This window comes from Halorientalis litorea, assembly GCF_023028225.1.
GTDB lineage: Archaea > Halobacteriota > Halobacteria > Halobacteriales > Haloarculaceae > Halorientalis > Halorientalis litorea.
Map to the genome: position 1 here is coordinate 2,041,711 of NZ_CP095482.1, position 25,803 is coordinate 2,067,513.

The window sequence follows — 25,803 nt, forward strand, 5'->3', positions numbered from 1 at the left end:
GTCCCCGCCAGACAAGACGCGAGAGCGGCCGCGTGCGAGCGAACGAGACGGATGTATTCGCGCAGGAAGGGAGGACCGCTCGCGCCCTATATTTCCGAAACATACGGGAATATCTCGGTTGGTTAGTCGTGTAATCCGTTGCAGTAATATTGTATGGTGTATCCAAAACCGTTAAGGCCACCCTCGGATTACGACTACGCGAGTAGAACAGTATGATGCACACACTGCTGTACAAGAACGAAGGTGAGTTGGGATGATAGACGTGACGACACTCTCGCCCGCGGCACAGGCTGGTGTCCTCGTCGGGGCCGTCCTCGTCGAGGCCATCATCCTCTACGTGGGCTACGGTATCGTCGAACAGGCCGTCGGAGAGAGACTGATAGACCGCATCAAGAGTACATAATATGGACGTGTTCGGAATCAGCCTGGCGTTGCTGTTGTTGTTCGTCGGGTTCGGCCTCCTCATCGGCGTCCTGTTCGGGTTCTTCGGCATGGGGGGGTCCTTCCTCGTCACACCGGCACTGATTGTGATGGGGTACCCGTCACGCGTCGCAGTCGGGAGCGGTCTCGCGTTCGTGTTCGGGACTTCCGTCATCGCGACGCTGAAACACCGTGACCTCGGACAGGTCGACTACAAACTCGGCGTACTGATGATAGCTGGGACGACAGCTGGCATCGAAGTCGGGAAGGAAATCGTCCTGCACCTAGAGGAGTTGGGACTGGCAGGGAGCATCATCAGCGTCACGTACGTCTTCCTGCTCGGAGCCATCGGCCTCTTCGTCACCTACGAGGCACTGAAGGGTGACGACGACGGCGGCATCGACCACGACGCGGCGGACGCGGCCGTCGACGACGCCGACATTCCCGACATCGCGAAGACGATTCAGTCCTACCGGGTGCCCCCGATGATGTCGCTCCGCGGCGGCGTGCAGGTGTCGCTGTGGATGATTCTCGGCGTGGCGTTCGCCACCGGCCTCCTCTCCGGGTTCCTCGGCGTCGGTGGCGGGTTCATCCGCATGCCCGCGTTGTTCTACCTCATCGGCGTGCCCGTACCCATCGCCGTCGGGACGGACCTGTTCGAAATCGTCTTCTCGGGCGGTATCGGGTCGTTCCTCTACGCGATGGACGGCGGTGTCGACCTCTCCATCGTCCTCCCGCTGCTGGCCGGGAGCGCGCTCGGTGCGCGGGTCGGCTCGGCGGCCACCAGCATCGTCGACGAGGAGGACATCAAGGTGTACTTCGGCCTGATGCTGCTCGGTGGCTCCGTCGCCGTCGCCGTCCGGGAAGCCGGTAACGTCTACGGCATCGGCGTGTTCGACACGGTTAGCCTCCTGCTGATACTCGGCTCCGCGCTCCTGGTCAGCGGTGCCGTCGTCTACAGCAGCATCACGGCACTCCGCGAGCAGTCCCAATCCACGGCACCCACCGCCGACTGATTCTCCACAGGATTGTGTGATCCGTACACAAGTCTTTTAACCGCGCGGCGACAACGTTGGAGTAATGCCAGACTCGATGTCGGAACAACTCCAACGAGACATGCAGTGTGAGGGTCTGTTGGAGTGTTTCCACGGTCTCAAGCAGCTCGACAGGGACGTGTTCCAAGCACTCGTCGACACAGGGGAACCCCTCACCGTCGACGAAATCGCCGACGCCGTCGACCGGGAACGCTCGACGGCGTACCGAGCCGTCCAGCGGCTCCTCCAGTCGGGGTTCATCCAGAAAGAGCAGGTCAACTACGACCAGGGTGGCTACTACCACGTCTACCGCCCCTCCGACCCCTCGAAAATCGCCGACGACATGCAGCGGCTCCTCAACGACTGGTACGCCAAGATGGGCCAACTCATCCAGGAGTTCGAGACGAAGTACGACGAGGGCGACGCGTCGGCCCCCTCCGTCGAGGGCTGACGTTCACCCGGCTCTTTTTGCCTCACTCCCACGGACAGCGTCGCGTGCCGTCGGGCAGTTTAGTATTGTACAAAATACCCAAAACTCTTAACTTCTCCCGGCGCGTACGAGTGAGTGATGACAACCGACACCGCTTCCGAGGCCAGTAGTGCCACGCCGGACGAACCGATTCACGTCGACGGGCAGGCGGCCCTCGACGACGCCGTAGACGCACACGATGTCGTGCTCGCGGACTTCTACGCCGACTGGTGTGGGCCGTGTCAGATGCTCGAACCCATCGTGGAGGCAATCGCGGCGGAAACCGACGCCGCCGTCGCGAAGGTGGACGTCGACGTCAACCAGCAACTCGCCAGTGCCTACGGCGTCCGGGGCGTCCCGACGCTCGTCCTGTTCGCCGACGGCGAGCAAGTCGAGGAACTGGTCGGGGTTCAACCCGAAGAACAACTGCGTTCCATCGTCGAACACTACACCGGCTGACGGCTCCCACGACTGCAACCGTCGATAGTCGCACTCTCCGTCCGTCACCGGTCGACGGCACAGACCGGTACCCTTTCTGAACGCGTCGAAACACGTTCGACTGTATGACCGACGACCGTCCGGACGCTGTGGGGGACAGCGACGAGTATCGCACGTCGCCACGTGGCGTCAAACACGACAACACGGAACTGCTCGCGCCGTTGGGTGTGCTGTTCGCGTACGCACTCCCCGCTATCTGGACCGTTGCCCCACCGGCGCGCGGGCCGACGGGGCTCGTCCCAGCGATTGGAGCCGTCCTCGTTCTCACCGTCGCGACGCTCGTTCCGGTTAGTATCAGGTATCGACTCGGGTGGTTCCCGCAGTCGGGTAAGTGGGAGCCGGACGATGGCGGCCCACCGCTCGATTTGAGCGGGGTCCCCTTCGACGGCGACCGCGACATCGAGTCGCTTCGGTTGGAGTACAGCGAACTCTGTGAGGAGGCGCGCTATCGTGACCGACTCCTCCTCCGAACGGGCTATTTCGCGCTGGCAGTGGTGGGTGTCCTCGGTGGGGTCTTCACCGCAGTTCCGCCAGCGGCCCAGTCGTTCGTCGCCATGCTGGCGTCGCTCGTCATGTTCGCGTTCGCCGTCGCCGTCAACTCGTACAAGGATTCCCGCGACGCAAATTGGGACCGTATCGCCCGCATCGAGGGGTCCGTCCCCGAATTCCAAGGCGTGCTGACGACGTTTCACTCGATGCGACACACGGACCGTCGCATGCTGAACCGAGTCAGTCTGTCGAGCTACCTGTACGTCCTCACCCTCTTCGTGACGCTTCTCGCTGTCGTGGTGTATCTCGCGACGGTCCTCGGTTGGCGGCTCACGCTGTAGCCGCCGTCCGGCGGAAAACCAGTCCCGATGCCGCTCAGTCGTCGTCGGCCGGCGGTGACGCCTTCGCGTCGCGCCACGGCACCTCGTCGAGTTCGTTCCCCACGTAGGCAGGGTTGAACTCGTCGCTGGTCAGCGTCTTGTACGCGTAGTGTTGGGTGATGCTCTTCATCACTTCGCTGGCACCGCCGAGGAAGCGTCCGGCCCGCACGTCCCGCTGGGTCCGCTCTATCGGGTAGTTGTCCGTCGTGGCGATGCCGCCCATAATCTGGATGCAGTCGTCGGCCATCTCGTGGGCGAGGTCGTTCCCGTACCACTTCGCCATCGCGCTCTCCATGCGGCCGGCCGAGAGGCCGTCCTCGTCCAGCACGCGGGCGGCGCGGGTGTTGAGCATGTAGGCGGCGTCGAGTTTCGTCGCCATCTCCGCGACTTCGTGATTGACGGCCTGATAGTCCGAAATCGGTCGGTCGTTCACCTCGCGGTTCTCCGTGTAGTCGGCCGCGACTTCCAGTGCTTTCTGACTCGCACCGAGACAGTAGCGGGCGACGGTGAGGTGTTCGAGGTTGAGTTCCTGGTTCATGTACGGCCACGCGCCACCCGCCTCGCCGACGAGGTTCGCGTCGGGGACGTGGACGTTCTCGAAGGCCATCCACGCCGCGCCCGTGCCGCGGAAGCCGTGCCAGTCGGACATGTCGTCGCGGATGTCGATGCCGTCGGTGTCGGCGTCGACGACGAACAGCGAGATACCCTCGCGGTCACCGTCGTCCCCGCTCGTCCGGGCGGGCAGGAAGTAGAAGTCGCCGTACTGGGCGAAGTCGATGAAGCGTTTCTCCCCGTTCAGTATCCACTCGTCGCCCGCCTGCTCGGCCGTCGTGCCGATGCTCGGGAGGTCCGTCCCGCTGGAGGGTTCGGTGTAGGCCTGCGAGACGACCACCTCGCCGTCGAGTATCGGCCGCAGGTACGCCTCGTGGATGTGTTCGTCCCCGTGCTGGTACATCGTCTGCCCGATGTGCTGGCTCAGCGACACCTGACAGGCGTGGACGATGGTCCCGGCGTAGCCGATGGCCTGCTCGGCCAACACCGTCTCCACGAACGACCCGCCGGGACCGCCGTGGGACTCGGGCACCGCGATACCGGTCAGGTCCGCCTCGCCCATCCGCCGGACGTACTCCGCCCAGTCTGCCTGTGACTCCTCGTTGTCGTCCAGCGCGCCGAAGTGGTCCGACCCGAGGCCGTCGACGAACACCTCCGTCTCCAGCGTCTCGATAGTGTCCGCGAGGTACTGCCGCTCCTCTGGTGTCAGGCTGGTGTCTTTTCCGATCATCGTTTCCGCTCACATCTCCACGTCTATCGGAATAAACCCAGCGCGTTCTTTGACCTCAGATACGGTGAAATTATAGCTCTCACCCCCTCAAATGGTGAAATAGTGTTCCGGGGCGGGGAACGAGATAGCGACGTCTGTGCCCCGCTGTCACACACGAAGTCGCCGTTCTCTCTCGGTTTCGGACGACGCACTGGCACCGGCCCGACCACTCTCCGTTCGCTTCTGCCGAACGCCGCCCGTACGTTTTTGCGTTTCCGGGGCCTCGGAGCGAGATATGTTCCGCAAGGCCGAACGAGTCCGTGTTCCGTGCCGGTCGCTATCCAGTGAACGGAACGTGACACGAATCGACGCCCTCGGCGTGGAGGGACGGGCGTGATCGAATCGAGTCGGAACTCGCTGTCGGTCCTCGAAGCGATTCACGACACCGACGAGGGTGGCGTAACGGTCGTCGCCGAGGAGACGGGCTTGGCCAAGAGCACCGTTCACGACCACGTCGAGACGTTAATCGAACTCGGGTACGTCGTGCGGACGGACGAGGGCCTTCGACTCTCCTACCGGTTCCTCGGGTTCGGTCTCGACCTCCGTCGCCGGACGCGAGCGAGTGCCGAGGCAGCGGCGAAGGTGACCCAACTCGCGAACCGAACCGGCGAGCGCGCCCACTACATCGTCGAAGAGGGCGGTGATGCCGTCTTTCTGTTCTCCGAGACCGGCGAGAACGCCGTCGAGACGGACGTTTCGCCCGGGTACCGCGAGCCGCTGTACGCGACGGCGAGCGGTACGGCGATTCTCGCGCACCTCCCCGAGGACCGAATCGACGCCATCGTCGCGGCCATCGACTTCGAGTCGGTCGACCGGGAGAGCGTCGCCGACGAGGCGGCTCTCAGACAGGAACTCGACCGGGTGCGTTCGGCGGACGTGGCCTACAACGAGGGCGAGTATATCCGGAACCTCTGGTCGGTCGCTGCCCCGGTCTTCGACGGCGACGGCCGACTGCTCGGCAGCATGAGTGTCTCGGCACCGGTCCATCGGCTACAACACGAGGGCGTGCGAGACGACCTCAGGGCGACGCTGCTGGAGACGGTCAACGAACTCGAACTCGACATCGCGTACGCCTGATGCTCGAACCGGTCGGCACGGCGACCGGCACCGCACCCGTTATGTCACTCCACCCGCTTTTCACGGTGTGACCGACTGGCCACCGGCAGACCTCGAAGACGCGACGGCCGTCGCCGAGTACCGCGACGAACTGGTCGCCGCGGTCCGGGACCACGCCGGGCAGATAGCCTACCACCTCGCACGGCTGACGGGCGGTGACTACGGACAGCAGACCGTCGAAACCGACCGCGGCGAGTGGACAGTCAAGTTCGAGGGCGGCGACCTCTCCTATCTCCGATTCGCTCCCAAACGCGGCGAGGACGTGTACGTCGTCTCGACCAAACACCCACCGGACCCGGAACCGCTCGCCGACGCGCTGGCCGACTACGACGCGTTCGTGCGCGGGTTCAACGACTACGTGGCCTCGCTCGACGGCGTCCTCGACGGGGTGTCGACGGAGTTCCCCGACGCCGCCTCGACGGACGGCGTGGTCGCCGAACGGGACCGCGTGCTGGGTCGCATCCGGGAGGTGTGCGACCGCATCGCCGCCGAACTCCACCGCTACGAGGGCGGCGACTACGGCACCTACACCACCCGCGTCGACGGGACCCGCTGGGAGTTGAACTGGGACCGCGACGGCGTGTCCTACCTCCGCATCGGCGGCTCCGACGGCCTGTATCTCCTCTCGCAGTACGACGAGCCGTCGGCGGCCGACATCCGCGAGTACGCCCCGCGATTCCGGGCGTTCGTCCGCGCGTACAACGAGCACGTCGCCGAACTGGAGGCGGACCTCGGCACCGTCGAACTGTGACCGGTCGGGTGGGCACGCCCGCCGTACTCACGACGCCGCGGCCCGTGGCAGGCGCAGCGTCAGGAGGACGACGGCGAGCAGCACGACTGCCAACAGCAGGTACCCCTCGTCGAAGTAGCCGCGGTCCGCGACGGCACCGAACAGCACCGGGCCGAGCGCGCCCAGCGTGGCGGCGACGGTGCGGACGACGCCGAGACCGGTCCCTCGGATGTCGTCGGGAATCGCGTCCGAGAGGAACGACTGGGTAATCGCCCCGGACCCCAGCATCGTACTCACGAGGGCAGTAATCGCGAACAGCGGCACGAACCCGCTGACGAACGGCAACAGGACGAGTCCGGCGACCGGACCCACGAGGACGAGGACCAAGGCGTTGCGCATCCCGATGCGGTCGTAGGCCGCACCGGCAATCGGCTTGACGACGACGCCGAAGGCGAAGAAGACGCTGAACAGCAGTCCCGCCGTCGAAGAGGCCAACCCCTTCTGCTCGACCAGATAGGTCGGGTAGAACCCGGTGAACGACTGCCAGACGAGGATGTACAGAAAGAGGATGAAGGCCACGAAGGTCATGTTCGCGCGACGCAGCTCTCCGATGACGTACCGGGCACTCCCGGCCGAGAGCGTGTCCATCGCGCTCTCGGTCGGCGTCTGTGCCGGAAGCACGACCCACAGGAGCCCACCCACGAGGACCAACAACGGGACGAGGAAACCGATGCCCGCCTGCCACGCCACGGCGACGGCGAGGACGCCAGCGACCGGCGGGAAGACGGTCTGACCGAGGTCACCCGTCGCCATCGTCACGCCGAGCGCGCTCCCGATGCGCCCGGGATACGTCTCCGAAAGAATCGTTATCCGCGCGATGGGGTAGAGCGACTGGCCCAGTCCGACGAGTCCCGTGGCGAGAAACAGTGCCAACGGCGTGGGCGCGACCGTGACGACGACGAGCGCGGCGGCGACGACGACCGCTCCCGCCGTCATGACCACGCGTTCGCTGTAGCGGTCCGCGAGGATACCCCCCGGCAGTTGGCCGAGCGCGGACCCGAGCCACAACACCGTCACCAACAGCCCCGCGACGGTGAGGCTCAGACCGAACGACTCCCGAAGATACGGCAACAACACCGGGTAGACCATCCGCGCACCCAGCAACACGCCCCACCCGCTCGCGATGACGACGAGTGACTTGCCCTTTCCGCCGCCCCACAGCTCGGTTAATTCATCCTTGATAGATCTATAAATATTCATTCAGGACGCGGTATCGAGTCCTCGCATAGGACCCCGATAACTGTTTCTCACTTCGTCCGGGCGCGACGTGTGTGCCGACCAGCCCTCGGCCACGCGCTCACCTGTCCATCCGCCGCATCGCAAAAACGTACTGACACATCTGCGTCGGGAACTCGCTCGCTCCGCACTCACTGGCGACGGCAGTCGCTCCGGATACAGTCTACTCGGCAGTCTCGATGCCGGTAATCTCGAACCGCGCGCCGCCGTCGTGTTCGGTGGCGAGCGTGATTCGCCAACCGTGTGCGGTGGCCACCTGTTCGACGATACTCAGTCCGAATCCCGTCCCGTCTTCCGCGCCCGAGAAACCGGCCTCGAACACGTCGTCGCGATACGCCTCGGGTACGCCGGGGCCGTCGTCCTCGACGTAGAATCCGTCGGGCAGTTCACCGACAGTCACGGTGACGGTTTCGCCGCCGTGTTTTATCGCGTTTCGCATGAGGTTCTCCAGCAGTTGTTTGAGACGGCCCCGGTCGGCGTGGAGTCGAACGTCGGTGTCGACCCGGAGGGTCGCCTCGGCTGTTTCGACGGTTTGCCAACACTCCTCGACGAGTGACCCGAGGGTCACGGCCTCGATATCGTCGACTTGTCGCCCGTTCTGTGCGAGCGTCAGCAGGTCGTCGATGAGTGTCTCCATTCGGTCGTGTGCGGTTTCGATGTCGTCGAGGTGTTCGCTCTCACACTCGTCTCGGACGAACTGCAAGCGTGCTTGGGCCACGTTCAGTGGGTTCCGGAGGTCGTGGCTGACGACGGACGCGAACTGTTCAAGTTGTTTCTCGCGCTGTTTGCGTTCGGAGATGCCGCGGCTGATGACGACGAACCTCGGTTCGCCGTCGATGTCGTGACGCCTGATGTGTGCCTCCACCGGAAACGTCCCTCCATCTTTCTGCCGGTACCGACTCTCGATTTTGACTTGGGAGTGCTCCGCCATGCCGTCCCAGAGGTCCTGTGCCGTCTCTTCGTCGATGTTTTCGTCGAGGTCCCAGACGCTCATCTCGGTGAGTTCCGCTTCGTCGTACCCGGTCTGCTCGCAGAGTCGTGCGTTCGGGTCGATGATGTTCCCGTCGTCGTCGTGGATGTTGACCATGTCGGGCGACTCCTCGAACAGGGATTCCAACCGCGCGGTCGTTTCACGAAGCGTCTGCTCGCGCTGTTTACGCTCGGAGATGTCACGGCTGTTGACGACGACTCCACCGATGTCTGGATTGTCCCGGTAGTCGGTCCCGCGGATTTCGAGCCAGCACCACTGGTCGTCGGCCGTTCGGAACCGTAACTCGTGGCTGACTCGGTCTTCCGGCCCCGCTAGAAGGGACTCGAAGGCGTCGATGGTCCCCGGCCTGTCGTCCGGATGGACCAACTCGAACCCGTTCTCGCCGAGCAACTCGCCCGGTTCGTACCCGAGGACTTGCGTCACCGACGGACTCTGGTACTGAATCGTTCCGGCCTCGTCCAGCACCGTGATGACGTCCGTCGACCCCTCCAAGTACGCCTGATACTGTTCGAGTTCCCGCTCTCGCTCCGTTCGGTCGGCGACGTCTTGGAACAGCGAGACGACAGTCACGATGTCGCCGTCGTCGTCGGTGATGACGCGATTGTGCCACTCACAGACGATTCGTTCGCCGTCCTTCCGAACGTTCTCGTCGATGCTCCGGAAACCGCCGGCCGCCTCTGCGAGTTCGTCGGTGACCTTGTCGCTGTCGTCGTAACTGTTCTCGGACACGAGCGTCTCCCACGTCTCTCCGCGAAGTTCCGCTTCGGTGTAGCCGAGAATTTCCTCGCCAGCCTCGTTCAACCGGACGATTTCGAAGTCTTCGTCGTACTCCAAGACGCCGAGCGGTGACTGCTCGACGAACAGCGAGAGCCGTTCCTGACTGGCTTCGAGTGCCGTCTTCGCCCGGTACTGCTCGACGGCGTTTTCGATTCGATTGGCGAGGACGGTGTACTGTTCGGTCCCGGTCCCTTTCTGGAGGTAATCGGTGACGCCGGTCGAAATCGCTTCGCTGGCGATTTCCTCGGACCCCTTTCCGGTGTACAGGATAAACGGCAAATCGGGGTACTCCGCACGGACGATCGAGAGGAACTCGATGCCGTTCTGTTCGGGCATGTTGTAGTCGGAGACGATACAGTCACAGTCTCTCTCCGAGAGCCGTTCGAGTCCCTCGTCGACGCTGGTGGCTGTGAGTACCTCGAACCGCTCGTCCTCGCGTTCGAGACAGGTCGCAGTCAGGTCCACGACACTCGGCTCGTCGTCGACGTGCAGTACTGTAATCGACCCCTGAGGTGTGGACACCTCGGCGGCGTTTCGACTCATGGGCCGACGGCCTCCGTGTCAGGGGCAGCCACTGAGCGTGCGTGACTCGTCGTACAGCGTGTCGCGAGGACATCGTCCGCGAAACGACGGCTGGAACGTGTGGTCATCATCGGTGGGGTGGGGTTTCGGAACGCCGCCTCGAGCACAGAACGTGGGTCTCTCGAACCGTCTGCCTACGAGTGTGGTCCTGTCTCCGGGTACTTGCTCCGATACCGGAAACGGCACATAGAGGAAACAACACGTCCGCTTAGAAAAATTTATCGCGGATTCAGAGTCCGGCAGTCACGACCACGCCGGGGTATCGGTCGCTCTCGACCGTGTGGGGCGGTGAGTCACGCTCGACAGACAGGCTCCACCACGACGGGCAGGTCCCGCTACCCGGAGCGGTCAGTCCGCGATGTCGGCCGCGGCGAGCATCCGCGACACCGTCTCGTCGTCGTAGCCGAGTTCTTCGAGTACGGCCCGGGTGTGTTCGCCGAGTTCCGGCGGGCGACCCGAGATGTCCGGTCGCCCCTCGCTCGTCGTGAACGGGACGCCGGCCGTCTCGACGGGCGTGTCCGTCAGAACGTTGTGTGACTCCACCAGCAGTTCACGCGCGGCGAGGTGCGGGTCGTCCTCGACCAGTTCCTCGACGCTCTGGACCGGCCCGGCGGGGATACCGACCGTCGCCAGTTGTTCACAGAGCTCCTCACGGTCGTAGTCGGCGAACTCGTCTTCGAGTATCTCCTTGAGGGTCTCGCGGTGCGCCCAGCGAGCGTCGTTCGTCTCGAACCGCTCGTCGGTCACCAACTCCTCCCGGTCGAGGGCGTCACACAGGTCCGCGAACATCCCGTCGGTGAAGACACACATGTAGATGTTCCCGTCGCCGGCGACGTTGAACACCTCGTTGGGCGCGAGGCCGGCGAATCCCTGCCCCGACCGCTCGGGGTTCTCCCCGCTACCGGAGTAGTGGGAAATCCAGTATCCCATCCACGTGACCGCCACCTCGAAGAGGTTCACGTCGATACGCTGGCCTTCGCCGGTGGCCTCGCGGTGCAACAGTGCCGACGCGAGGCTGAACGCCGCCGTCGTCCCGGTCCCCCAGTCGATGACGCTGGCGCCGATGCGGACCGGCGGGCGGTCGGGGTAGCCGATCGTCGACATCAGGCCGCTCATCGCTTGGATGATGGGGTCGTACGCCGGCCGGTCGCTGTAGGGGCCGTCCTGTCCGAACCCGGTCAGCGACAGGTAGACCACGTCCTCGTTGTCGGCGGCGACGGATTCGTAGTCCAACCCGAACCGCTCCATGACGCCCGGCCGGAAACTCTCGACCACCACGTCCGCCTCGGCGGCGAGGTCACTGGCCGCACGCTTGCCCGCGTCGCTCTTCAGGTCGAGACAGACGCTCCGTTTGTCCGCGAGGTTGACCGACGCGAACATCGCGCCGTCGAGTACGTTGCGAAACCTGTCTCCTTCGACCGGTTCGACCTTGACGACGTTCGCGCCTAATGCCCCGAGGAACTGCGTCGCGACGGGGCCAGCTATCGACTGGGTCAGGTCGAGTACGTCGATGTCCTCGAACGGTTGCATGCAGTCCACAAACAGCAGGACCGTCAAAACGTTATCCCACCGACCGGCAACGACCGTCAGTCGTCCTCGCGGGTCTCGATGACGCCGGCCGAAGCGAGGTCGGTTATCTCCGCCTCGTCGTAGCCCAGTTCCGCGAGCACCTCGCGGTTGTGCTCACCGAGCACCGGCGTGTGGCGGGGCGACTGCGGCGGCGTCTCGGACAGCGACAGCGGCGTGTCGGTCAGCGTCACCTCGTCCAGTCGCGGGTGTGGGACCGTCCGGAACACCTCGCGCTCTCGGACGTGGTCGAGACTCGCCGCTTCGTCGATGGTCCGGTGTCTCGCGGCCGGGACGCCGGCGGCGACGAGCGTCTCGACGGCCTCGTCGGCGGGTTTGTCGGCCAACCACTCCTCCAAGAGTGCCGTCAGTTCCCCGGCGTCGTCCATCCGCCCCGCGTCGGTCTGGTACTTCTCCTCCGTCAGCAGGTCCTCCCGGCCGATGACATCGCAGTACCCCTCCCAGATACGCTCGGAGTACAGCAACAACGCGACACAGACCCAGCCGTCGGCCGCCTCGGCCGCCCCGTAGAGCATCTCGGGGTTGAACATGGCGTTGCGGCCGCCCCGCCCGGGCACTTCGCCGCAGTTGTGGTAGTACTCGAACGCCCCGTCCATGTTGTGCATGACCGACTCCAGGAGCGACACGTCGACCTTCTGGCCGCCAGCGTCGTGGACGTCGCGGTGGCGCAACGCCGCGAGCGCGCTGATGGCGGCGTGACACCCAGCGTAGTAGTCGGCGACCGACGACTGGGCGCGGATGGGGGGCTTCCCGTCGTCGTAGCCCATCACGCTCGACAGTCCGGAGACGTGCTGGATGATGGCGTCCATCGCCGGTTTGTTCGCCATCGGCCCCGTCTCGCCGTAGCCGGTGATGTGGACGTAGACGATGCCCTCGTTGATGTCTCGGAGGGTGTCGTAATCGACGCCGAGACGGCTGGCGACGCCCGGCGGCCAGTTCTGGACGAACACGTCCGCGGTTTCCACGAGGTCGTACAGCGTCGCCATTCCCTCCGGGGCCTTCATGTCGAGACACAGCGACCGCTTGTTGCGGTTGAACTGCTCGAACCCGGGGTTGAACCCTTCGCCGTCCCTCTCGCGGCGGTCGGTCCGGTAGACCTCTCCACCCGGACGCTCTATTTTGACCACGTCGGCCCCGAGGTCGCCGAGGTACGTCGCACAGATTGGGCCCGCGATGACCTGTCCACAGTCGATGACACGCACGTCTGAGAGTGGCATACCCTACCCTCCGAGTCTCGTTTGATAAGACTGCCCCCGATACGGCCAGCCGAAGCCGACCTCCCCGCGACTGCGCGCCCTGACGACCTGTTCCGTGTGAGTCCCGGTGTCCGTCGGTCACCACCGTCCGTCTCGCCGGACATCGGACACATCCATCCGAACCGCCGAGTCGGCGGCGCGCGCTGGGGTCGTCCCGTCACGCCCCGCCGACCGTCTCGACCACGAACGTCAACTCCGACCGCCCGCGTTCGGTCGTGACGGTCACGTCCAGCGCGACGGCGAGGGTGTGGGCGTTGCCCGCCCGCCGTTGGACGACGACGCCCCGGTCTGCCACACACCCACCGAACTGCCGGTTCGGGCCACTCGGGCAGTGTTCCCGCCGCCACGCCCGTGCGGCGGACCGGTTGTACGCCACGCTGTAGGCGACGCCGCTTTCGACGCGCGAGACGGCGAGTCTCTCTAGCCGGGGGTCGAGTTCGCCGTGGACTGCCGTGACCACCGCCCGCCGGTTGCCCCAGTCGTCCGTCCCGACAGTCGTCGCGGCGTCGTGGACGGTCCGGTCGAGGAACCGCGCGGCGTCCTCCCCGGGCGCGTCGTAGTCGCCGCTGGCGGCCACGTCTTCGTGATAGCCCAGTTGGAGGTAGGTGAGGACCACCGGCACGAGGGCTACCGCGAGAACTGCGGCGGCGAGTAACACGAGTTGGCCCCGCTCACGACGGGTCACGCGTACCACACCCACACCGTCACGTCGCCGTTGCTCGTCGTGACCGTCGCCCGTCCCGTGGGAACGCCACCCGGCTTTCGGAAGCCGACTGCCCCGTGTGTCGTCTCGACGCGGTAGGCGAGGTTGTCCGGGAGAATCCGGCCGACGCGCCGGTCGAGCGCGTCACGCTCGCGGGCGAACGCCGCCCGTGACTGGAGCACCTCGTCGAGCCGCGTGGCACCGCTGTGCCGCGGCGGTTCCCCTGCGAGTACCGTCGCGGCATCGTCGGCGTACAGGTCGAGTTGTGGCTCGCGCGTGTCCGGTTGCGGGACGCCGAGGGCGAACCCGGCGGCGACGGCGAGCAGGAACACGACGCCGACGCCGGCCTCGACCAGCGACAGCGAGAGTTGGCCGCGGCGGTCAGTCATCGACCGTCACCACCAGCGTCGCCTTGGTCGTCCGCGCGGGCGTGTACGTCACCTGCACGTCGCCCGTCGAGAGACTGCGGTTGGCCGTGAAGCGGAGCGTCGTAGTCTCGAACCGCGACACGTCGACCGTCGCTCGGCCGCGGATGCCCGACACGTTCCGGAGGACGACCCGCCCGTTCGCTCGCACCGTCCGGATGGCCGTCCGCCGCGGCGGGTCGAAATCGAGGGTGACCTCGTCCGTCCGCCGGGGGAGCGTCGTCTCGTCGCTCGCGTCGAACGTCGGGTCGTACGCTCGGGGCTGTGTCTCGCGGACGCCGACGATGCGGCGGACGGTGTGGCCGTCCGCCGCCGTCCCGGCGTCGACCACCGTCCGGTCGGCGAGCCGAATACGAACATCGCGGTCACCGACGACGGGGTACTGGGTCCGCAACCGACGCTCCGTGAGTGCCCCGACGGCCGTGGCGTTCAGCGTGTTCGCCCGCGTGGTCAGCGACGACTCGGGACCCACGAGACGCTCAGAGAGTGCAACGGCGACGCGACGCTCGGCGGCGTCGCGCTCGGCACTCCCGAACGCCCCCTCTGCGAACGCGATACCGAGGCCGGCCGTCGTCGTCAGGAGGAGCAACGCCACACCGAGCGCGGGAAGGCTCGTCTGTGCCCGCATTACCGACCCTCCGTTTCGAGTCGAACGGCCAGCCCGTCCTCGACTCGCTCGACGCGAACGTACGCGGGGCCGCCGCTCTGCCACTCGCCATCGACGGTGACGACGGACTGCGGGAGTGCCAGCGGCGTTCGAGCCGAGATACGGTCGCTCGGGTGGTCGAGGACCAACGCTCGCCCGTCGACCCGGACTCTGTACCCGGCCCGCCGGATGGTGCCCGGGAGGGAGACGCGCATCCGCACGTCCGCCCGTGTCGCGTTCGGGGGGACGGCTTGCTGGACGCGCTCGGTAGCCTTCGCCAACGTTCGCTCGGCGAGTTCCTCGCCGCTCGCCGCACGGAAGTCCGGCACGACGCCGCCGAACATCGTCAGCGACACCAGCGAGACGAACAGCGTGACGAGGCCGATGGCGAGCGTCTTCTCGACGACGGTGCTGACGGCGCGGTTATTCATGCCCCACCTCCAAGCGCACGTCGTGGACGACGAGATAGCCCGTCCGGTTCCCGGGGAACCGTGCGACGACGCTCTCGATACCGTCCCCGTCGAAGTCCCACCGCCCAGCCGTCGCGTTCCGGTCGCGGAACCAGCGGAGCAACGGCTCCGGTTTCGTCGTCTCGATGGCGATACCGTGGGTCCCGGCACCGAGTCGCGTCCGTTCGTGGCTGACGTTCGACCGAAGCGTGACGGCCGTCTCGCCGGCCCCACTGACGGCGACGCCGCTGACGTTCAATCGCGTGACGCTCAGGACCACGACGTCGCCGTCCTGTTCGGCAGTCACGGGTGGCGCGTCGTACAGCCACGCGTTCTCACCCGCCCCGCGGAGAACAGCGTCGGTAACGTAGGTGACCTGCTGGTCTCCCGACTCGTAGACGAGGCCGCCGGCGTCTATCCGTATTCGAGTTGCACGTGCGTCCAGTACTCGCACCTCCCGCTCGACCGTTCGCAACCTCCCGGCGGTGAAGTGGACCCGGCCGCTGTTCCGCCCAGTCGTCTCCATCGGGTCGAGCGCGCCGTCGAGTTCGTCCGCGACCCGGGTCGCGTCGGCCGTCGCGGCGTTCGTCTCCACGAGCGCGCCGATACTCGCCGTCAGACCGGCCAGTGCGAGGACAGTTACGCCCATGAGGAGCGCGACGCCGACGACGTGTGACTGTGCGCGCGTCGCCGTCATACCATCCCGACCCCCGCGAAGACGACGTAGCCGACGGTGACGAGCAGGGCCGAGTGGAGGAGTGCCTCGTACCGGCCACGGCTCGCGGTACCCGCGAACCAGCCACAGGACAGCATCGTCGCCTGCGTGACGACGTAGAACCGCCAGCGGTCCGCCGCCGGTGTCACACCCTCCGGGTTGAGTGCGAGGCCGGAGCCCGACCCGGCGACCGCCGAGAGTTGCGTGAAGCCATCGAGGACGTAGCCACTCACCGTGACCATGATGCCGATGACCAGCAGTGCCGTCGTCCACCCGACGGCGACGTACACGAGCAGCGCGGAGCGGAGTTGCTTCCGGGCGTGGTAGAGCCGTCCAACTTCTGTCTGTAGCGTCTCGAAGACGGCCTCCGTGTCGCTTCCCGCGTCGAGCGCGCCGGTGACCAGCCCGATGGTCTGGGCCGCCATCGGCGTGCCGACTCGGTCGACGAACGACTCTAGAGCGGCGGCCTGTACGTCGTCGGTGTCGCCGTCGCCCGCGCCGCTGGTGGTCAGCCCGAGCGTGAACGCGAGGTCGTCCACGTCGGTCTGGAGCGGCCCGAGGTCCACGTCGCGGGCGACACGCTCGACCGCCTCGGGGAACGGCCGACCGAGGCTGACGTGCCCGGACACCGCGTGAACGAAGTCTTTGATTTCCCGGTCTTTCGCGTCGTCCAACCGGGCGCGCCGGACGGCGACCGCACCGACGGGCAACCCGACGGTGACGTAGCCGAACAGCATCGCGTTCAGGAGCGCGTACTCCCACGCCCACAACACCGCGGCGACGACGCAGGCGAACGGCAGTGTGACCACGGCCGCGCTCGTCGGATTGTGCGGCACCGACCGGAGCGTCGCGCGGACGCCGTCGGGCCGTTCGTACCGCTGGACCGAGTGGTCCGCGGGGCGGAGCGTCCCGACGATGAACGCGGCCCCCGCACCGACCGCCAGGACGAACCCCGCACTCCCGTACACGAGGAGACTCCGGAGCGGAACCGGGCCGACTGGCGTGGCGACGCTGCCGGACAGACCCGGTGTGAGGACACTCATGACGGTCAGGATGAGGACGAACAGCGCGGGCAGGACGAGGAGGACGACGAACAACTCCGAGACGAGTTCGAGGAACCCGCTGGTCCGCTCGCGGGCGCGTGCCTGCCGGTTCGAGAGCATCCGCCCCTCCAACCGGAGGTAGTTCGCCAGCGCGTCTCCGCCTTGATTCGCGTGTTCGCGGAACTTCAGGAGGAAGGGCGCGAGCAGGTCACGCGACGGCGTGTCCCGAGCGACAGTCTCCAGTCCGCGTTCGAGACTCCCGGTGAGTTCGGCCTTGTTGAGCGCGGTCCGAAGTGAGGCGGCCGTCTCGCCGTAGGCATCTTGCTCCGCGACTGTCGCCAGTATCGCGCCCGCGTCGCCGCTGCCCGACGAGAGGACGCGGAGATACCGGACCGCACCGGGGAGCGTCCGCTCGATGTCCGAGCGGCGGGCACTCCCGACCCACCGGAGATAGACGCCACCGAACCGGACTGCCAACCGCTTGCCGAGCAGTCCCCCGACGGCTCCGAACCCGAGCGCGACGTACGCCCGCGGAACCGTCGGCAGGGAGAGACGGTTCAGCACCGGCACCCCCGTCCCAAGAAACGACAGAACCGCATCGGCGACGGCCGTCGGCAGTGCCAACAGCGTCCCGGCACCCGCCACTGCGACGACGGCGAAGACGAGCCACGAGACGCCGTACACCCGGGAGATGTAGAGGTCGAAGCCGGTTCGGAGGTCCGCGGCCCGGTAGCGTTGCCGGTCGCGTTCGTGCCGCGGCCGGTCGGCGTGGCGGGAGAACAGCGCGTACAACCCCCGGTCGAGTGCCGCGAACGACCGGCCGACCCGCTCGCCCGAGCGTTCAGTCGTCGCCACTGGTGGACCCTCCGTCTGATTCGGGCGTCTGGTCGGGCCTAGCTTCGAGTCCCTCGTCGCCACCGGTCGTACCGACGGCCCGACTCGCGCGCTCGACTGTGGCGGCTTCGTCGGTCTGTAAGTCGGCGAGGAACCCGAACAGTTCCTCGAAGTCGTCCATGCCCTCCCGTTCGAGGTACTTGACGTACCGACGCTTCCGGTGGAACTCGGCTTCGACCGCCTCGACCGGTTTGTCGGCGCGCTCGGCGATGCGGTGGAACACGCGTGTTCGCAGGGACCGCTCGTCGTCGCCCATCTGTGGATGGTCGTAGGCGAAACGATAGGTGCCGTCGTGGTCACGCGCTGCCACCCGGTTCCAGTGGACCGTCGTCCCGTCCTTGCGGATGGACCCACAGCCCTCGTCCGAGCGGTCGAGGTCACGGAACGCGTGTTCGTCGAGCAGTTCGACCACCCGGCCGACGTAGCGGTCGCCGTCGACCTGTCGCGGGAACACGACGAGGTCTATCTCCTGCATCAGGTACGGTGGGAGTCCCTGCTCGACGACCCTGTTGACCAGCGTCTGTACGTCCTCGGCGTGCGTCGTCCCGATGATGCCGTGGCCGGTGTTCAGGCTCTCCGCGAACGTCTCGAAGGAGGCCGGTGTGTTGATCTCCGCGATGACCTCCACGTCCGGGTTGAGGTAGTTCGCTTCGGTCATCAGGTCCGACATCGAGACGCGCTTGTACTCGTTCTCGTGGTCACGGGTGGTGAGCGAGACGCCCGTCTCGTGGGGAAGTTGCACCTCACGGGACCCCTCGTCGATGCTGATGGGCCGGTCGTCGTACCGGACGAACGGCATGTGGGCGTTCATCAGCGTCGTCTTGCCGACGCCCGTCGGTCCCGAAAAGAGGACGACGCCGTGGTGTTCGTACAGGAGCCACAGCAACGCGACCAACTCCGTCGAGATGCTGTCGCTGTCGAGCAAGTCCACCGGCGTCAGCACGTCCGGTGCCTGTTTGCGGATGGAGATGTGCGGGCCGTCCTCGCTGATGGTCGGCAGGGCGACGGCACACCGAATCGTCTCCGTGACGCCTTCCGGTCGGAGGTTCACCTTCGCGCTCGGCGTGCTGGCGTTCAACTCCGTGCCGTCCGCCGCCGCCAGTTGCGTGACGACGTTGACGAACGTCTCCTCGTCCTCGAAGGTGAGGTTGGTCGGAATCCGCTCGTTGTGGCCCACGTCGGCGCGGGGAACGACCTTCACGCGCTCGCCGACACGGTTGGCCTCCACGTCTTCGAGCGTCGGGTCCCGAATCGGCACCGTGAGTTTCCCGTGGCCCACGTAATCGCGGAGGACGTAGTACACCAAATCCGAGAGCCGGTCGTCGGTGAATCGCCGGTCCACCGGTGGGACGGCGAGGTCGTACGCCGCCAGCGCGGACCGCACCCGATAGGCGAGCGAGTCCAGCCACGCCCGCGTGTTGTGTGCGGTCAATTGCCGGGAGAGCAACTCACGGGCGCGTTCCTCGACGAAGGCCGCGGCGTCCTCGACGACGCCGTCGACGCTCGTCTCCCAGACACGCTCCTTGCAGTCCGCGATGAGTTCCTCGTCGCCGGGGAGCAGGTCCGGCTCTTGGACGGCGTACTTCGTCGTGAACGGGTCCGCCCCGAGGACGTTCTCTCGGTAGATGACCACGGGAATATCGAAGCCGTGGAACGGGACCGTGTGGCGTTCGATGCGTTCGCTAGCGAAGCGTTTCAGATGCTCGGGGTCCGAGGGCAGTGCCGTCACCGCCGGGGCGTAGTCCTCGGTGTGGACGACCAACCGGTCCCGCGCGGTGTCGGCCACGTCGATGCGCTCGTCGAGCGCGTACGGCGTCAACTCACCGAGACAGCGCAGGTCGGCGAGCGCGTGGTAGTCGACGCGTCGCCGCTGTGTGGGGGTACACTCGACCAACCGGTCCACGACGCGCCGTGCCTTCGGCGAGAACCCGTCGGTCATCCGCTCGACCGCCCCCTCCCGAGTCACTGGCCGGTCGGGGCCGGTGTCGGCGAAGTGTTCCTGGACCCGGTCGAGTGCCGTCGCACCCGCGACGGTGAGCGACGGCTCGCGAACCTCGTACGCGAACGCGTCGGGCGTCTCCCGGACCGTCGCGACGACGCCCGGGTGGAGTTCGTCCTGTGCGCACACGTCGGGGGCGTACCACGCATCGGCGTCGTCCGGTGGAACCGGGGCCGGAACGCTCGCCTGTTCGCTGAGCATACTCCTCGCTCGTCGTGTTATCTGATTTAAAATTATGGAACAGCGAACAGTGTGCTCGGAGTGGTCGTCGCAGTCGACGTGGTTGCGGTGGGATGCGAGCGGACGGCGACTCTTATTTGTCCTCGCTCCCGTTCGTGACGACGAGTTTCCCGACTGTCGTGCGGTTCTCCATCGCTTCGAAGGCAGCACCGGTTTCGGCGAGCGGATACGTGTCGGCGATTTCGGGGGTCAACTCGCCGTCGGCGACGAGTTCGACGAGGATTTCGAGGTCTCGCTGTGTGCCCATCGTGCTCCCGAGAATCTCTTTGTGCCCGAGGAACAGGTCCCCGACGTCGAACTCGGACCGCTTCCCGGCCGTCCGACCACAGACGACCATCCGACCACCGCGACGGAGCACGTCCAACCCGAGTTCGGTGTAGTCGCCACCGAGGTGGTTCAGCACTGCGTCCGGCGTCCCGACAGCCTCGACGTCGCCTCTGAGGGCGTCGGGGTCGGTCCCGCGGACGGCGTGGTCGAGGCCCAAATCCACCGTCCGGTCGAGTTTCGTCCGTGACGAGGAGGTCCCGACGGTGTCGGCACCGAACACGCGGGCGAGTTGGACGCTCGCGACACCGACGCCGCCGGTCACACCCGGCACGAAAACGAGGTCCGTCGGGCCGACGTTCGCTTTCTGTAGCATCCGATACGCGGTCAGGTAGGCGGTGGGGAGGGCGGCGGCAGTCGTCGTGTCGACCGAGTCGGGGAGAGCGACGAGACGGTCCGCATCGACACACGCCTGCTCCGCTAGGCCACCGTGGAAGAGGGAGAACGACTCACAGCGGTTCTCCGGTCCCTCGCGACAGAACCGACAGCGACCGCAGGTTTCGCCCGGAAAGAGGACGACCCTGTCACCCTCTTCGACGCTGGTCACGCCGTCACCGGCGGCACGGACGACCCCAGCCACGTCGAGTCCGCTCACGAACGGGAGGGCGTCGGTGTCGACGGACACCGAGTCACCCTGCAGAATCCAGAGGTCGTGTCGGTTGATGGAACACGCCTCGACGTCCACCACGGCCTCACCGGGACCGGGTTGGGGATTCTCTCGCTCGATAACCGTGACGCCGTCTGGGCCGGTCAGTTCGGTGAACGCAGCAACGCGCATCGTCCATCAATCGACCTGGTGGCGGATATAACTTCGCTCGGGTCGTCTCCTGGGGCCTCTCTCGGTGTTGTGGAGCGGACTGGCTGCGTCACCGCGCTCGAAAGCGAAGGCTGGGGCCGGGACTGTCGCCTGTTCGCCGAGCATACTCTCCGCTCGTCGTGTTATTTGATTTAAAATTATGGAACAGCGAACAGTGTGCTCGGAGTGGTCGCCGTCGACGACGGTGCGTGTGCGGTACGGCGGCGGCCATCCGTCGCGGCCGCCCCGTCGCGCGGAGTCCTGCGGGCGACGCCATCGATCGGTGGACTGGAAGTACCGGAGTGACCACTCCGTCTTCCGACGCCGGCCGAACCGACGGCGATATTGGTGGTCAGTTCGGAGATACAACAACCGACGCCGGGGACCGACCTCGGTGCGACGGACTAGAACGTGGACTCGGGACGACGATGACGAACTGGAACGTGGACTCGGGACGGCGGCGGGTCGTGGCGGCCCTCGGAGCGGTGCTTACCGGCGCGGGCTGTGTGGACAGGGAGTCGACCGATAGAACGACACCGGCGTTCGAGACGAACAGCCCGGCCTTCGCATCCGGCGAGGACTACCCGGTGCGGTTCACCTGCGATGGCGAGGGCGTCTCCCCGCCGGTCAGTGTCGAGCGCGTTCCCGGCCCCGTCGAGACACTCGCGGTCACTGCCCGCACCGTCGGCGGCCCGTTCGCCAATCCCCTCTTCTGGACCCTCTGGAACGTCCCGACAACGACGGAGACGATACCAGCGGGATTGCCGCGTGAGCCGACCGTCGCCACCCTCGACGGCGCGCGGCAGGGAGCCAGTCCGGGTGGCGACCCCGGCTACGACCCACCCTGTCCGCGGCCGGGCGAACGCTCGGAAATTTGGGTGGAGACCTACGCACTTGACCGCCGGCTGTCGCTCGAGGGCGGGGTAGCACACGACGACGCACTCGACACTATCCAGCGCCAGGCGGTGACCAGTAACCGCATCACTATCGGGTACACGCGGCCGGGGAGATGAGGGACGTTGCTGTCCGCCGACCCACTCGCGGAACTGACCGCCACAGTCGGCACTCCGACGCCGACCACACCATACACGAGGGTAACGACACGCCTTCGAGTTCGGTTTCGAACCGGCGAGATCTTCAGCATCCGCGGCGGGCACGAGGAGGTACGGCTACTACCGAACTCGGCTGGATGCCCGGGTGACGCGGCGGCTCAGTCGAGCGTGTACTTCCGGTAGCGCTGGCGGGCGTATCGGTAGGAGATGTACGGCACGCCGAGGGTCAGGAGCAGGTAGACGGCCAGCAGGACCACCACGACGCCTGTCGGGCCGAAGTTCTCGGTCACGCCGAGGAACGTAAAGACGAGTCCAACCGCCGCGCCTCCGACGACGACGGACGTGTAGCCGAGGAGTACGAGCGTCGAGGGTGCGACCGTCTCGGCACCCCATATCTTCCGTTTCTCGTAGATGGGGTACGCACAGCCGAGGCCGAGCGCGAACAGGCCCGCGGTGACGCAGAAGCCGCTGCCCGCGACGGCGAACGCGAGGGCACACAGGGGGGACGCACCGAGCGCGGTGCTCCCGAGCGGCGCGAGGACGGCGACGGGGACGCCGACAGCCAACCCGGCGGCCAGTCGGCCTCGGAGGAAGGTCCGCGGTTCGGTCTCGGTGAGGAGGACCAGCGGGAGCACCGGGCGGTCGTCGCCAAGCGGGTTCAGGCCAAACGTCGCCCCGGCGAGGTACACCCCGACGACGACGCCAGCACCCCCGAGGAGGAGTGCGTGGTCGCTGCCCGACCCCTGCGTGAAACCGCCGAGGAAGGGGCCGGCGAAGAAGACGAGCATCAGCAGGTGTGCGAGGTTCTGCGGGTGGCGGACGGTGCGGACGAGGTGGCCCCACGCGATAATCCCGGTCGTCGTCCACGCGAACGGCCGTGGCGGGGCGAAGCCGCTTGCAGGGGCGGGCGTGTCCGCCCGCTCCTGTGCCGGTTCGTCACCGCTCGGTCCGTCGGTGAACCAGAGTGCGGTCGCCTGTCGCTCTGCGACGGCGAGACCGACTGGGGTGAGCGCGATGAGGGAGAGGAGGACGGCGAGCGCGCCCGGGGTCACGGGGGCCGCGAGTGGCGTTCCGAGGAAGGCGAGCGTGGCGTACTCCGTCAGCGGCGCGACGGCGAGGACGCCGACCAGTCCCAACAGTGACACGTCGCTCGACGCGACGTACTGGACGCCGACCTGTGAGAGGACGACGAACGCGACCAACAGGACGATACCACCGACTTTCAGCACTCGGCGGAACCGCGGGAGGTGCCGGAGCAGGCGGAGGACGCCGATGCCGACAGCGTAGCCCCACACCGCGGCCGAACAGACCAGCGGGACGAGGACGAGCGTACCGCCGACCAGCAGCAGCGGCGTGCCGAGGCCCGCGGCGAAGGCCCCGGCGACGGCGAGGATGGGCAGGCCGAACCAGAGCAACAGCCGCGCGATCTCCGCGGCGATGAGACCGAGGACGACGGCCCGCGGGTGGACCGCAGTCAGCAGGAAGTCATCGCCGTCGACGCCGCCGATGCGTTCGACCGTCCGTAACGCCCCCAGCAGGACTAACCCGACCGGCAGGAGCGTCGTCACGGGACCGAAGTACGGAATCGAACCGACGCTCCCGACGCGCCCCCCGAGTGCCTGCACCGACGGGAGGGCAAGCAGGAGGTTCCCGCCGAGAAAGAGCGCGGCGATGCCCAACCCGGCAATACGGCGGGCGTCACGGAAGTACCGGCGAACGCTGCGGACGAACTCGGCGCGAGCGATGCGGCCGCCGTGGCGGCAGTCACGGCGCAGGCTCATTCGTCGGCTCCGGACTCGACGCTGTCGGTGACGGCGAGGAAGGCGTCTTCGAGCGTGCTCGCAGACTCGGTTTCGGCGCGGGTCTTCACCTTGTCGGGCGTCCCCTCGGCGACGAGTTCGCCGCCGAAGAGCACGCCGACGGTGTCGGCTACCTCCTCCACGACGGGGAGGATGTGCGTCGAGAGGAAGACGGTCGTGCCGGCGTCGGCGAACTCGGCGATGGACTCACGGATGCGTCGGGCGGCCCGCGGGTCCAGCCCGCTGGTCGGCTCATCTAGAAAGAGCACGTCGGGGTCATGGAGGACACTCTGGATGAATGCCGTCTTCTGGCGCATTCCCTTGGAGTACGTGCTGACGCGCCGCCCGGCGTCGTCGGCCAACTCGAAGCGGTCGAGGTACGTGTCGACGCGCTCCGTGGCCGTCCCGTCAGGGATGTCCCGAAGGTCGGCGACGTACTCGAGTTGTTCGCGGGCAGTAAACTCCTCGTACAGCGGCGGTTCCTCGGGGAGGTAGCCGACGTGGGGGACCAGCGCGCGCCGGTCGTCGACGGGGACGCCACAGATGCGGGCTGCACCGGCGGTAGGCGTCGAGAGACCCGTCAGGAGCCGCATCGTGGTGGTCTTCCCGGCCCCGTTCGGCCCGAGGAAACCGTACACCGTTCCCGTCGGAATGGACAAGGAGACGCCGGAAAGTGCCGTTTCCGAGCGGTAGGTCTTTCGCAACTCGCGCGCTTCGATAGCGGCGGCCACGTCTGTGGAGGGCATCGTCGGTAGTTGCGGGAGACGACCCTATACGTTTGTGGTCGGCATACCGGGACACGGACGCCGGAAACGACGGCCAGAACTCGCGTCAGCGCGGCGTCTTCGTGCCGTCGGCCTCGTCGGCGGCCCCGCCGGTCAGCAGGTCTGTGTCGGCCGTCTCGTCGGTGGCGAACGAGGGCGTCCCGGCGGACGACTCGGCCGCCGCCGTCTCCTTCTCGCGCTGTTGTTCGAGCAGTTCCTCAGCGATTTCGTCCCGGAGGATGAACCCGGGCGCGAGACCGAAGCACATGATTTCGAACAGGCGTACGGGCTGTTACATTATAAATGGCCGCCCGGACGTGGCCTTCGGCGGTGGCCGTCACGCACTGGTTGTGACGGGGTACGCCGCGGGGCTGAACTCCGCTGCCGTCGCCGCACCATATCCGCACCGAACCTGCCCTCGTGTAAGTCACCAGACGACGAGGACGCCCTGAACGACGGCGACCGTCACGACCAGCCGGCCGACGCTACCCACGAAGGTTGCGAAGGCGAAGCGACGGGTGTCGTCGCCGAACACGGAGAACGCGTAGATGGAGACGGTATCGGGGAAGAAGGGGACAGAGAGGGCGACAGCGAGGCCGGCGTAGCCGTACTGGTTCGTCAGCTGGGCGGTGGTGTTGCGTGCCCACGCCTCGACATCGAATCCGAGCCGCTCGAACCCGCGCATCACCGGCCCGGATTTTTTGACCCCTTGGCCGAGCTGGAAGGCGATGACGCTCCCAGCGGCTTTGCCGAGGCCGCTGACGAGCATGATGAGGCCAACGTTGAGAGCGTACGCGGGGAGGATGTCGATTGGCGCGGCGAGCACCGTCTCGCTCGGGAGCGGGAGAACGATAGCAATGAGAAACGAGTAGATTGCCACGATGGCGAGTCCGACCCAGCCGGTCGCCGTCTCGACGGCCTGCCGGAGGACGTCCATCGAGACGATCCATTCTTGCAGCGAGTCGAGACTGACCGTGAGGACGAACCCACCGAGAGTCTGCGCCAACA

Annotated in this window: 25 protein-coding genes; 8 read left to right on the top strand and 17 right to left on the bottom strand. The window is 66.5% G+C overall.

Annotation, left to right across the window (positions count from 1 at the left end):
• The first annotated feature begins 253 nt into the window (after window positions 1-253).
• The 5 genes from MUG95_RS11030 to MUG95_RS11050 all read left to right on the top strand — a co-directional run bounded on the left by MUG95_RS11030 (window position 254) and on the right by MUG95_RS11050 (window position 3,251).
• A complete protein-coding gene (locus MUG95_RS11030) occupies window positions 254-403 on the top strand; it encodes a DUF7512 family protein (protein WP_247007101.1) in 150 nt (49 codons plus the stop codon).
• A 1-nt stretch (window position 404) separates the two neighbouring features.
• Complete coding sequence (locus MUG95_RS11035) at window positions 405-1,436, top strand: sulfite exporter TauE/SafE family protein (protein WP_247007109.1); 1,032 nt, start codon at window positions 405-407, stop codon at window positions 1,434-1,436.
• 64 nt (window positions 1,437-1,500) lie between these two features.
• Entirely contained in the window at window positions 1,501-1,905 is a 405-nt protein-coding gene (locus MUG95_RS11040; protein ID WP_247007116.1) for a helix-turn-helix domain-containing protein, read from the top strand.
• 117 nt (window positions 1,906-2,022) lie between these two features.
• The gene (gene trxA / locus MUG95_RS11045; RefSeq protein ID WP_247007123.1) at window positions 2,023-2,382 is read left to right on the top strand and encodes a thioredoxin; all 360 of its coding nucleotides are present in this window, start codon (window positions 2,023-2,025) and stop codon (window positions 2,380-2,382) included.
• A 104-nt stretch (window positions 2,383-2,486) separates the two neighbouring features.
• Window positions 2,487-3,251: a hypothetical protein gene (locus MUG95_RS11050; RefSeq protein WP_247007125.1), complete on the top strand. Its 765-nt coding sequence runs from the start codon at window positions 2,487-2,489 to the stop codon at window positions 3,249-3,251.
• A 34-nt stretch (window positions 3,252-3,285) separates the two neighbouring features.
• Here the strand turns inward: MUG95_RS11050 and MUG95_RS11055 are convergent, their stop codons facing one another.
• Window positions 3,286-4,572 carry an acyl-CoA dehydrogenase family protein gene (locus tag MUG95_RS11055; RefSeq protein WP_247007127.1) on the bottom strand — a complete coding sequence of 429 codons (1,287 nt, stop codon included), beginning with the start codon at window positions 4,570-4,572 and terminating at the stop codon, window positions 3,286-3,288.
• Between the two features lie 372 nt (window positions 4,573-4,944).
• On the opposite strand from MUG95_RS11055, the gene MUG95_RS11060 reads away from it, so the two are divergent.
• Complete coding sequence (locus MUG95_RS11060) at window positions 4,945-5,688, top strand: IclR family transcriptional regulator (RefSeq protein WP_247007129.1); 744 nt, start codon at window positions 4,945-4,947, stop codon at window positions 5,686-5,688.
• 67 nt (window positions 5,689-5,755) lie between these two features.
• Window positions 5,756-6,478: a profilin-fold protein gene (locus MUG95_RS11065; protein ID WP_247007131.1), complete on the top strand. Its 723-nt coding sequence runs from the start codon at window positions 5,756-5,758 to the stop codon at window positions 6,476-6,478.
• 27 nt (window positions 6,479-6,505) lie between these two features.
• Here MUG95_RS11065 and MUG95_RS11070 read toward each other — a convergent pair whose 3' ends face one another.
• From MUG95_RS11070 to MUG95_RS11125, 12 genes are all read right to left on the bottom strand, one after another.
• Window positions 6,506-7,717, bottom strand: a complete 1,212-nt coding sequence (locus MUG95_RS11070) for an MFS transporter (RefSeq protein ID WP_247007134.1) — start codon at window positions 7,715-7,717, stop codon at window positions 6,506-6,508.
• A 199-nt stretch (window positions 7,718-7,916) separates the two neighbouring features.
• Window positions 7,917-10,064, bottom strand: coding sequence for a hybrid sensor histidine kinase/response regulator (locus tag MUG95_RS11075; RefSeq protein WP_247007144.1), 2,148 nt, complete (start codon window positions 10,062-10,064; stop codon window positions 7,917-7,919).
• A 387-nt stretch (window positions 10,065-10,451) separates the two neighbouring features.
• Window positions 10,452-11,633, bottom strand: a complete 1,182-nt coding sequence (locus MUG95_RS11080; RefSeq protein WP_247007146.1) for a CaiB/BaiF CoA transferase family protein — start codon at window positions 11,631-11,633, stop codon at window positions 10,452-10,454.
• 56 nt (window positions 11,634-11,689) lie between these two features.
• Entirely contained in the window at window positions 11,690-12,907 is a 1,218-nt protein-coding gene (locus MUG95_RS11085; protein WP_247007159.1) for a CaiB/BaiF CoA transferase family protein, read from the bottom strand.
• A 196-nt stretch (window positions 12,908-13,103) separates the two neighbouring features.
• Window positions 13,104-13,640: a DUF7261 family protein gene (locus tag MUG95_RS11090; RefSeq protein WP_308219569.1), complete on the bottom strand. Its 537-nt coding sequence runs from the start codon at window positions 13,638-13,640 to the stop codon at window positions 13,104-13,106.
• Window positions 13,628-14,038: a DUF7262 family protein gene (locus MUG95_RS11095; protein ID WP_247007167.1), complete on the bottom strand. Its 411-nt coding sequence runs from the start codon at window positions 14,036-14,038 to the stop codon at window positions 13,628-13,630. Before MUG95_RS11095 ends, MUG95_RS11090 begins: the two co-directional genes overlap by 13 nt.
• Window positions 14,031-14,702 (bottom strand): DUF7263 family protein, encoded by a 672-nt coding sequence (locus MUG95_RS11100; protein WP_247007174.1) that lies wholly within the window; start codon window positions 14,700-14,702, stop codon window positions 14,031-14,033. Before MUG95_RS11100 ends, MUG95_RS11095 begins: the two co-directional genes overlap by 8 nt.
• Window positions 14,702-15,151: a DUF7266 family protein gene (locus MUG95_RS11105; protein ID WP_247007182.1), complete on the bottom strand. Its 450-nt coding sequence runs from the start codon at window positions 15,149-15,151 to the stop codon at window positions 14,702-14,704. Before MUG95_RS11105 ends, MUG95_RS11100 begins: the two co-directional genes overlap by 1 nt.
• Window positions 15,144-15,866 (bottom strand): DUF7289 family protein, encoded by a 723-nt coding sequence (locus tag MUG95_RS11110; protein ID WP_247007184.1) that lies wholly within the window; start codon window positions 15,864-15,866, stop codon window positions 15,144-15,146. Before MUG95_RS11110 ends, MUG95_RS11105 begins: the two co-directional genes overlap by 8 nt.
• Entirely contained in the window at window positions 15,863-17,782 is a 1,920-nt protein-coding gene (locus tag MUG95_RS11115; RefSeq protein WP_247007192.1) for a type II secretion system F family protein, read from the bottom strand. Before MUG95_RS11115 ends, MUG95_RS11110 begins: the two co-directional genes overlap by 4 nt.
• Window positions 17,769-20,021, bottom strand: coding sequence for a type II/IV secretion system ATPase subunit (locus MUG95_RS11120; RefSeq protein WP_247007202.1), 2,253 nt, complete (start codon window positions 20,019-20,021; stop codon window positions 17,769-17,771). Before MUG95_RS11120 ends, MUG95_RS11115 begins: the two co-directional genes overlap by 14 nt.
• Window positions 20,022-20,133: 112 nt before the next feature.
• Window positions 20,134-21,162, bottom strand: a complete 1,029-nt coding sequence (locus MUG95_RS11125; protein WP_247007204.1) for an alcohol dehydrogenase catalytic domain-containing protein — start codon at window positions 21,160-21,162, stop codon at window positions 20,134-20,136.
• A gap of 446 nt (window positions 21,163-21,608) precedes the next feature.
• Here MUG95_RS11125 and MUG95_RS11130 point away from each other — a divergent pair, with 446 nt between their 5' ends.
• Window positions 21,609-22,193 carry a YbhB/YbcL family Raf kinase inhibitor-like protein gene (locus MUG95_RS11130; protein ID WP_247007207.1) on the top strand — a complete coding sequence of 195 codons (585 nt, stop codon included), beginning with the start codon at window positions 21,609-21,611 and terminating at the stop codon, window positions 22,191-22,193.
• Window positions 22,194-22,390: 197 nt separating this feature from the next.
• On the opposite strand, the gene MUG95_RS11135 is transcribed toward MUG95_RS11130, so the two are convergent.
• The 4 genes from MUG95_RS11135 to MUG95_RS11150 form a co-directional block, all read right to left on the bottom strand.
• Window positions 22,391-24,013: a hypothetical protein gene (locus MUG95_RS11135; RefSeq protein ID WP_247007209.1), complete on the bottom strand. Its 1,623-nt coding sequence runs from the start codon at window positions 24,011-24,013 to the stop codon at window positions 22,391-22,393.
• Entirely contained in the window at window positions 24,010-24,777 is a 768-nt protein-coding gene (locus MUG95_RS11140) for an ABC transporter ATP-binding protein (protein ID WP_247007221.1), read from the bottom strand. Before MUG95_RS11140 ends, MUG95_RS11135 begins: the two co-directional genes overlap by 4 nt.
• Window positions 24,778-24,862: 85 nt before the next feature.
• The gene (locus MUG95_RS11145; protein ID WP_247007229.1) at window positions 24,863-25,063 is read right to left on the bottom strand and encodes a hypothetical protein; all 201 of its coding nucleotides are present in this window, start codon (window positions 25,061-25,063) and stop codon (window positions 24,863-24,865) included.
• A gap of 159 nt (window positions 25,064-25,222) precedes the next feature.
• Window positions 25,223-25,732 carry a YqaA family protein gene (locus MUG95_RS11150; RefSeq protein ID WP_372608202.1) on the bottom strand — a complete coding sequence of 170 codons (510 nt, stop codon included), beginning with the start codon at window positions 25,730-25,732 and terminating at the stop codon, window positions 25,223-25,225.
• Window positions 25,733-25,803: the final 71 nt, after the last annotated feature.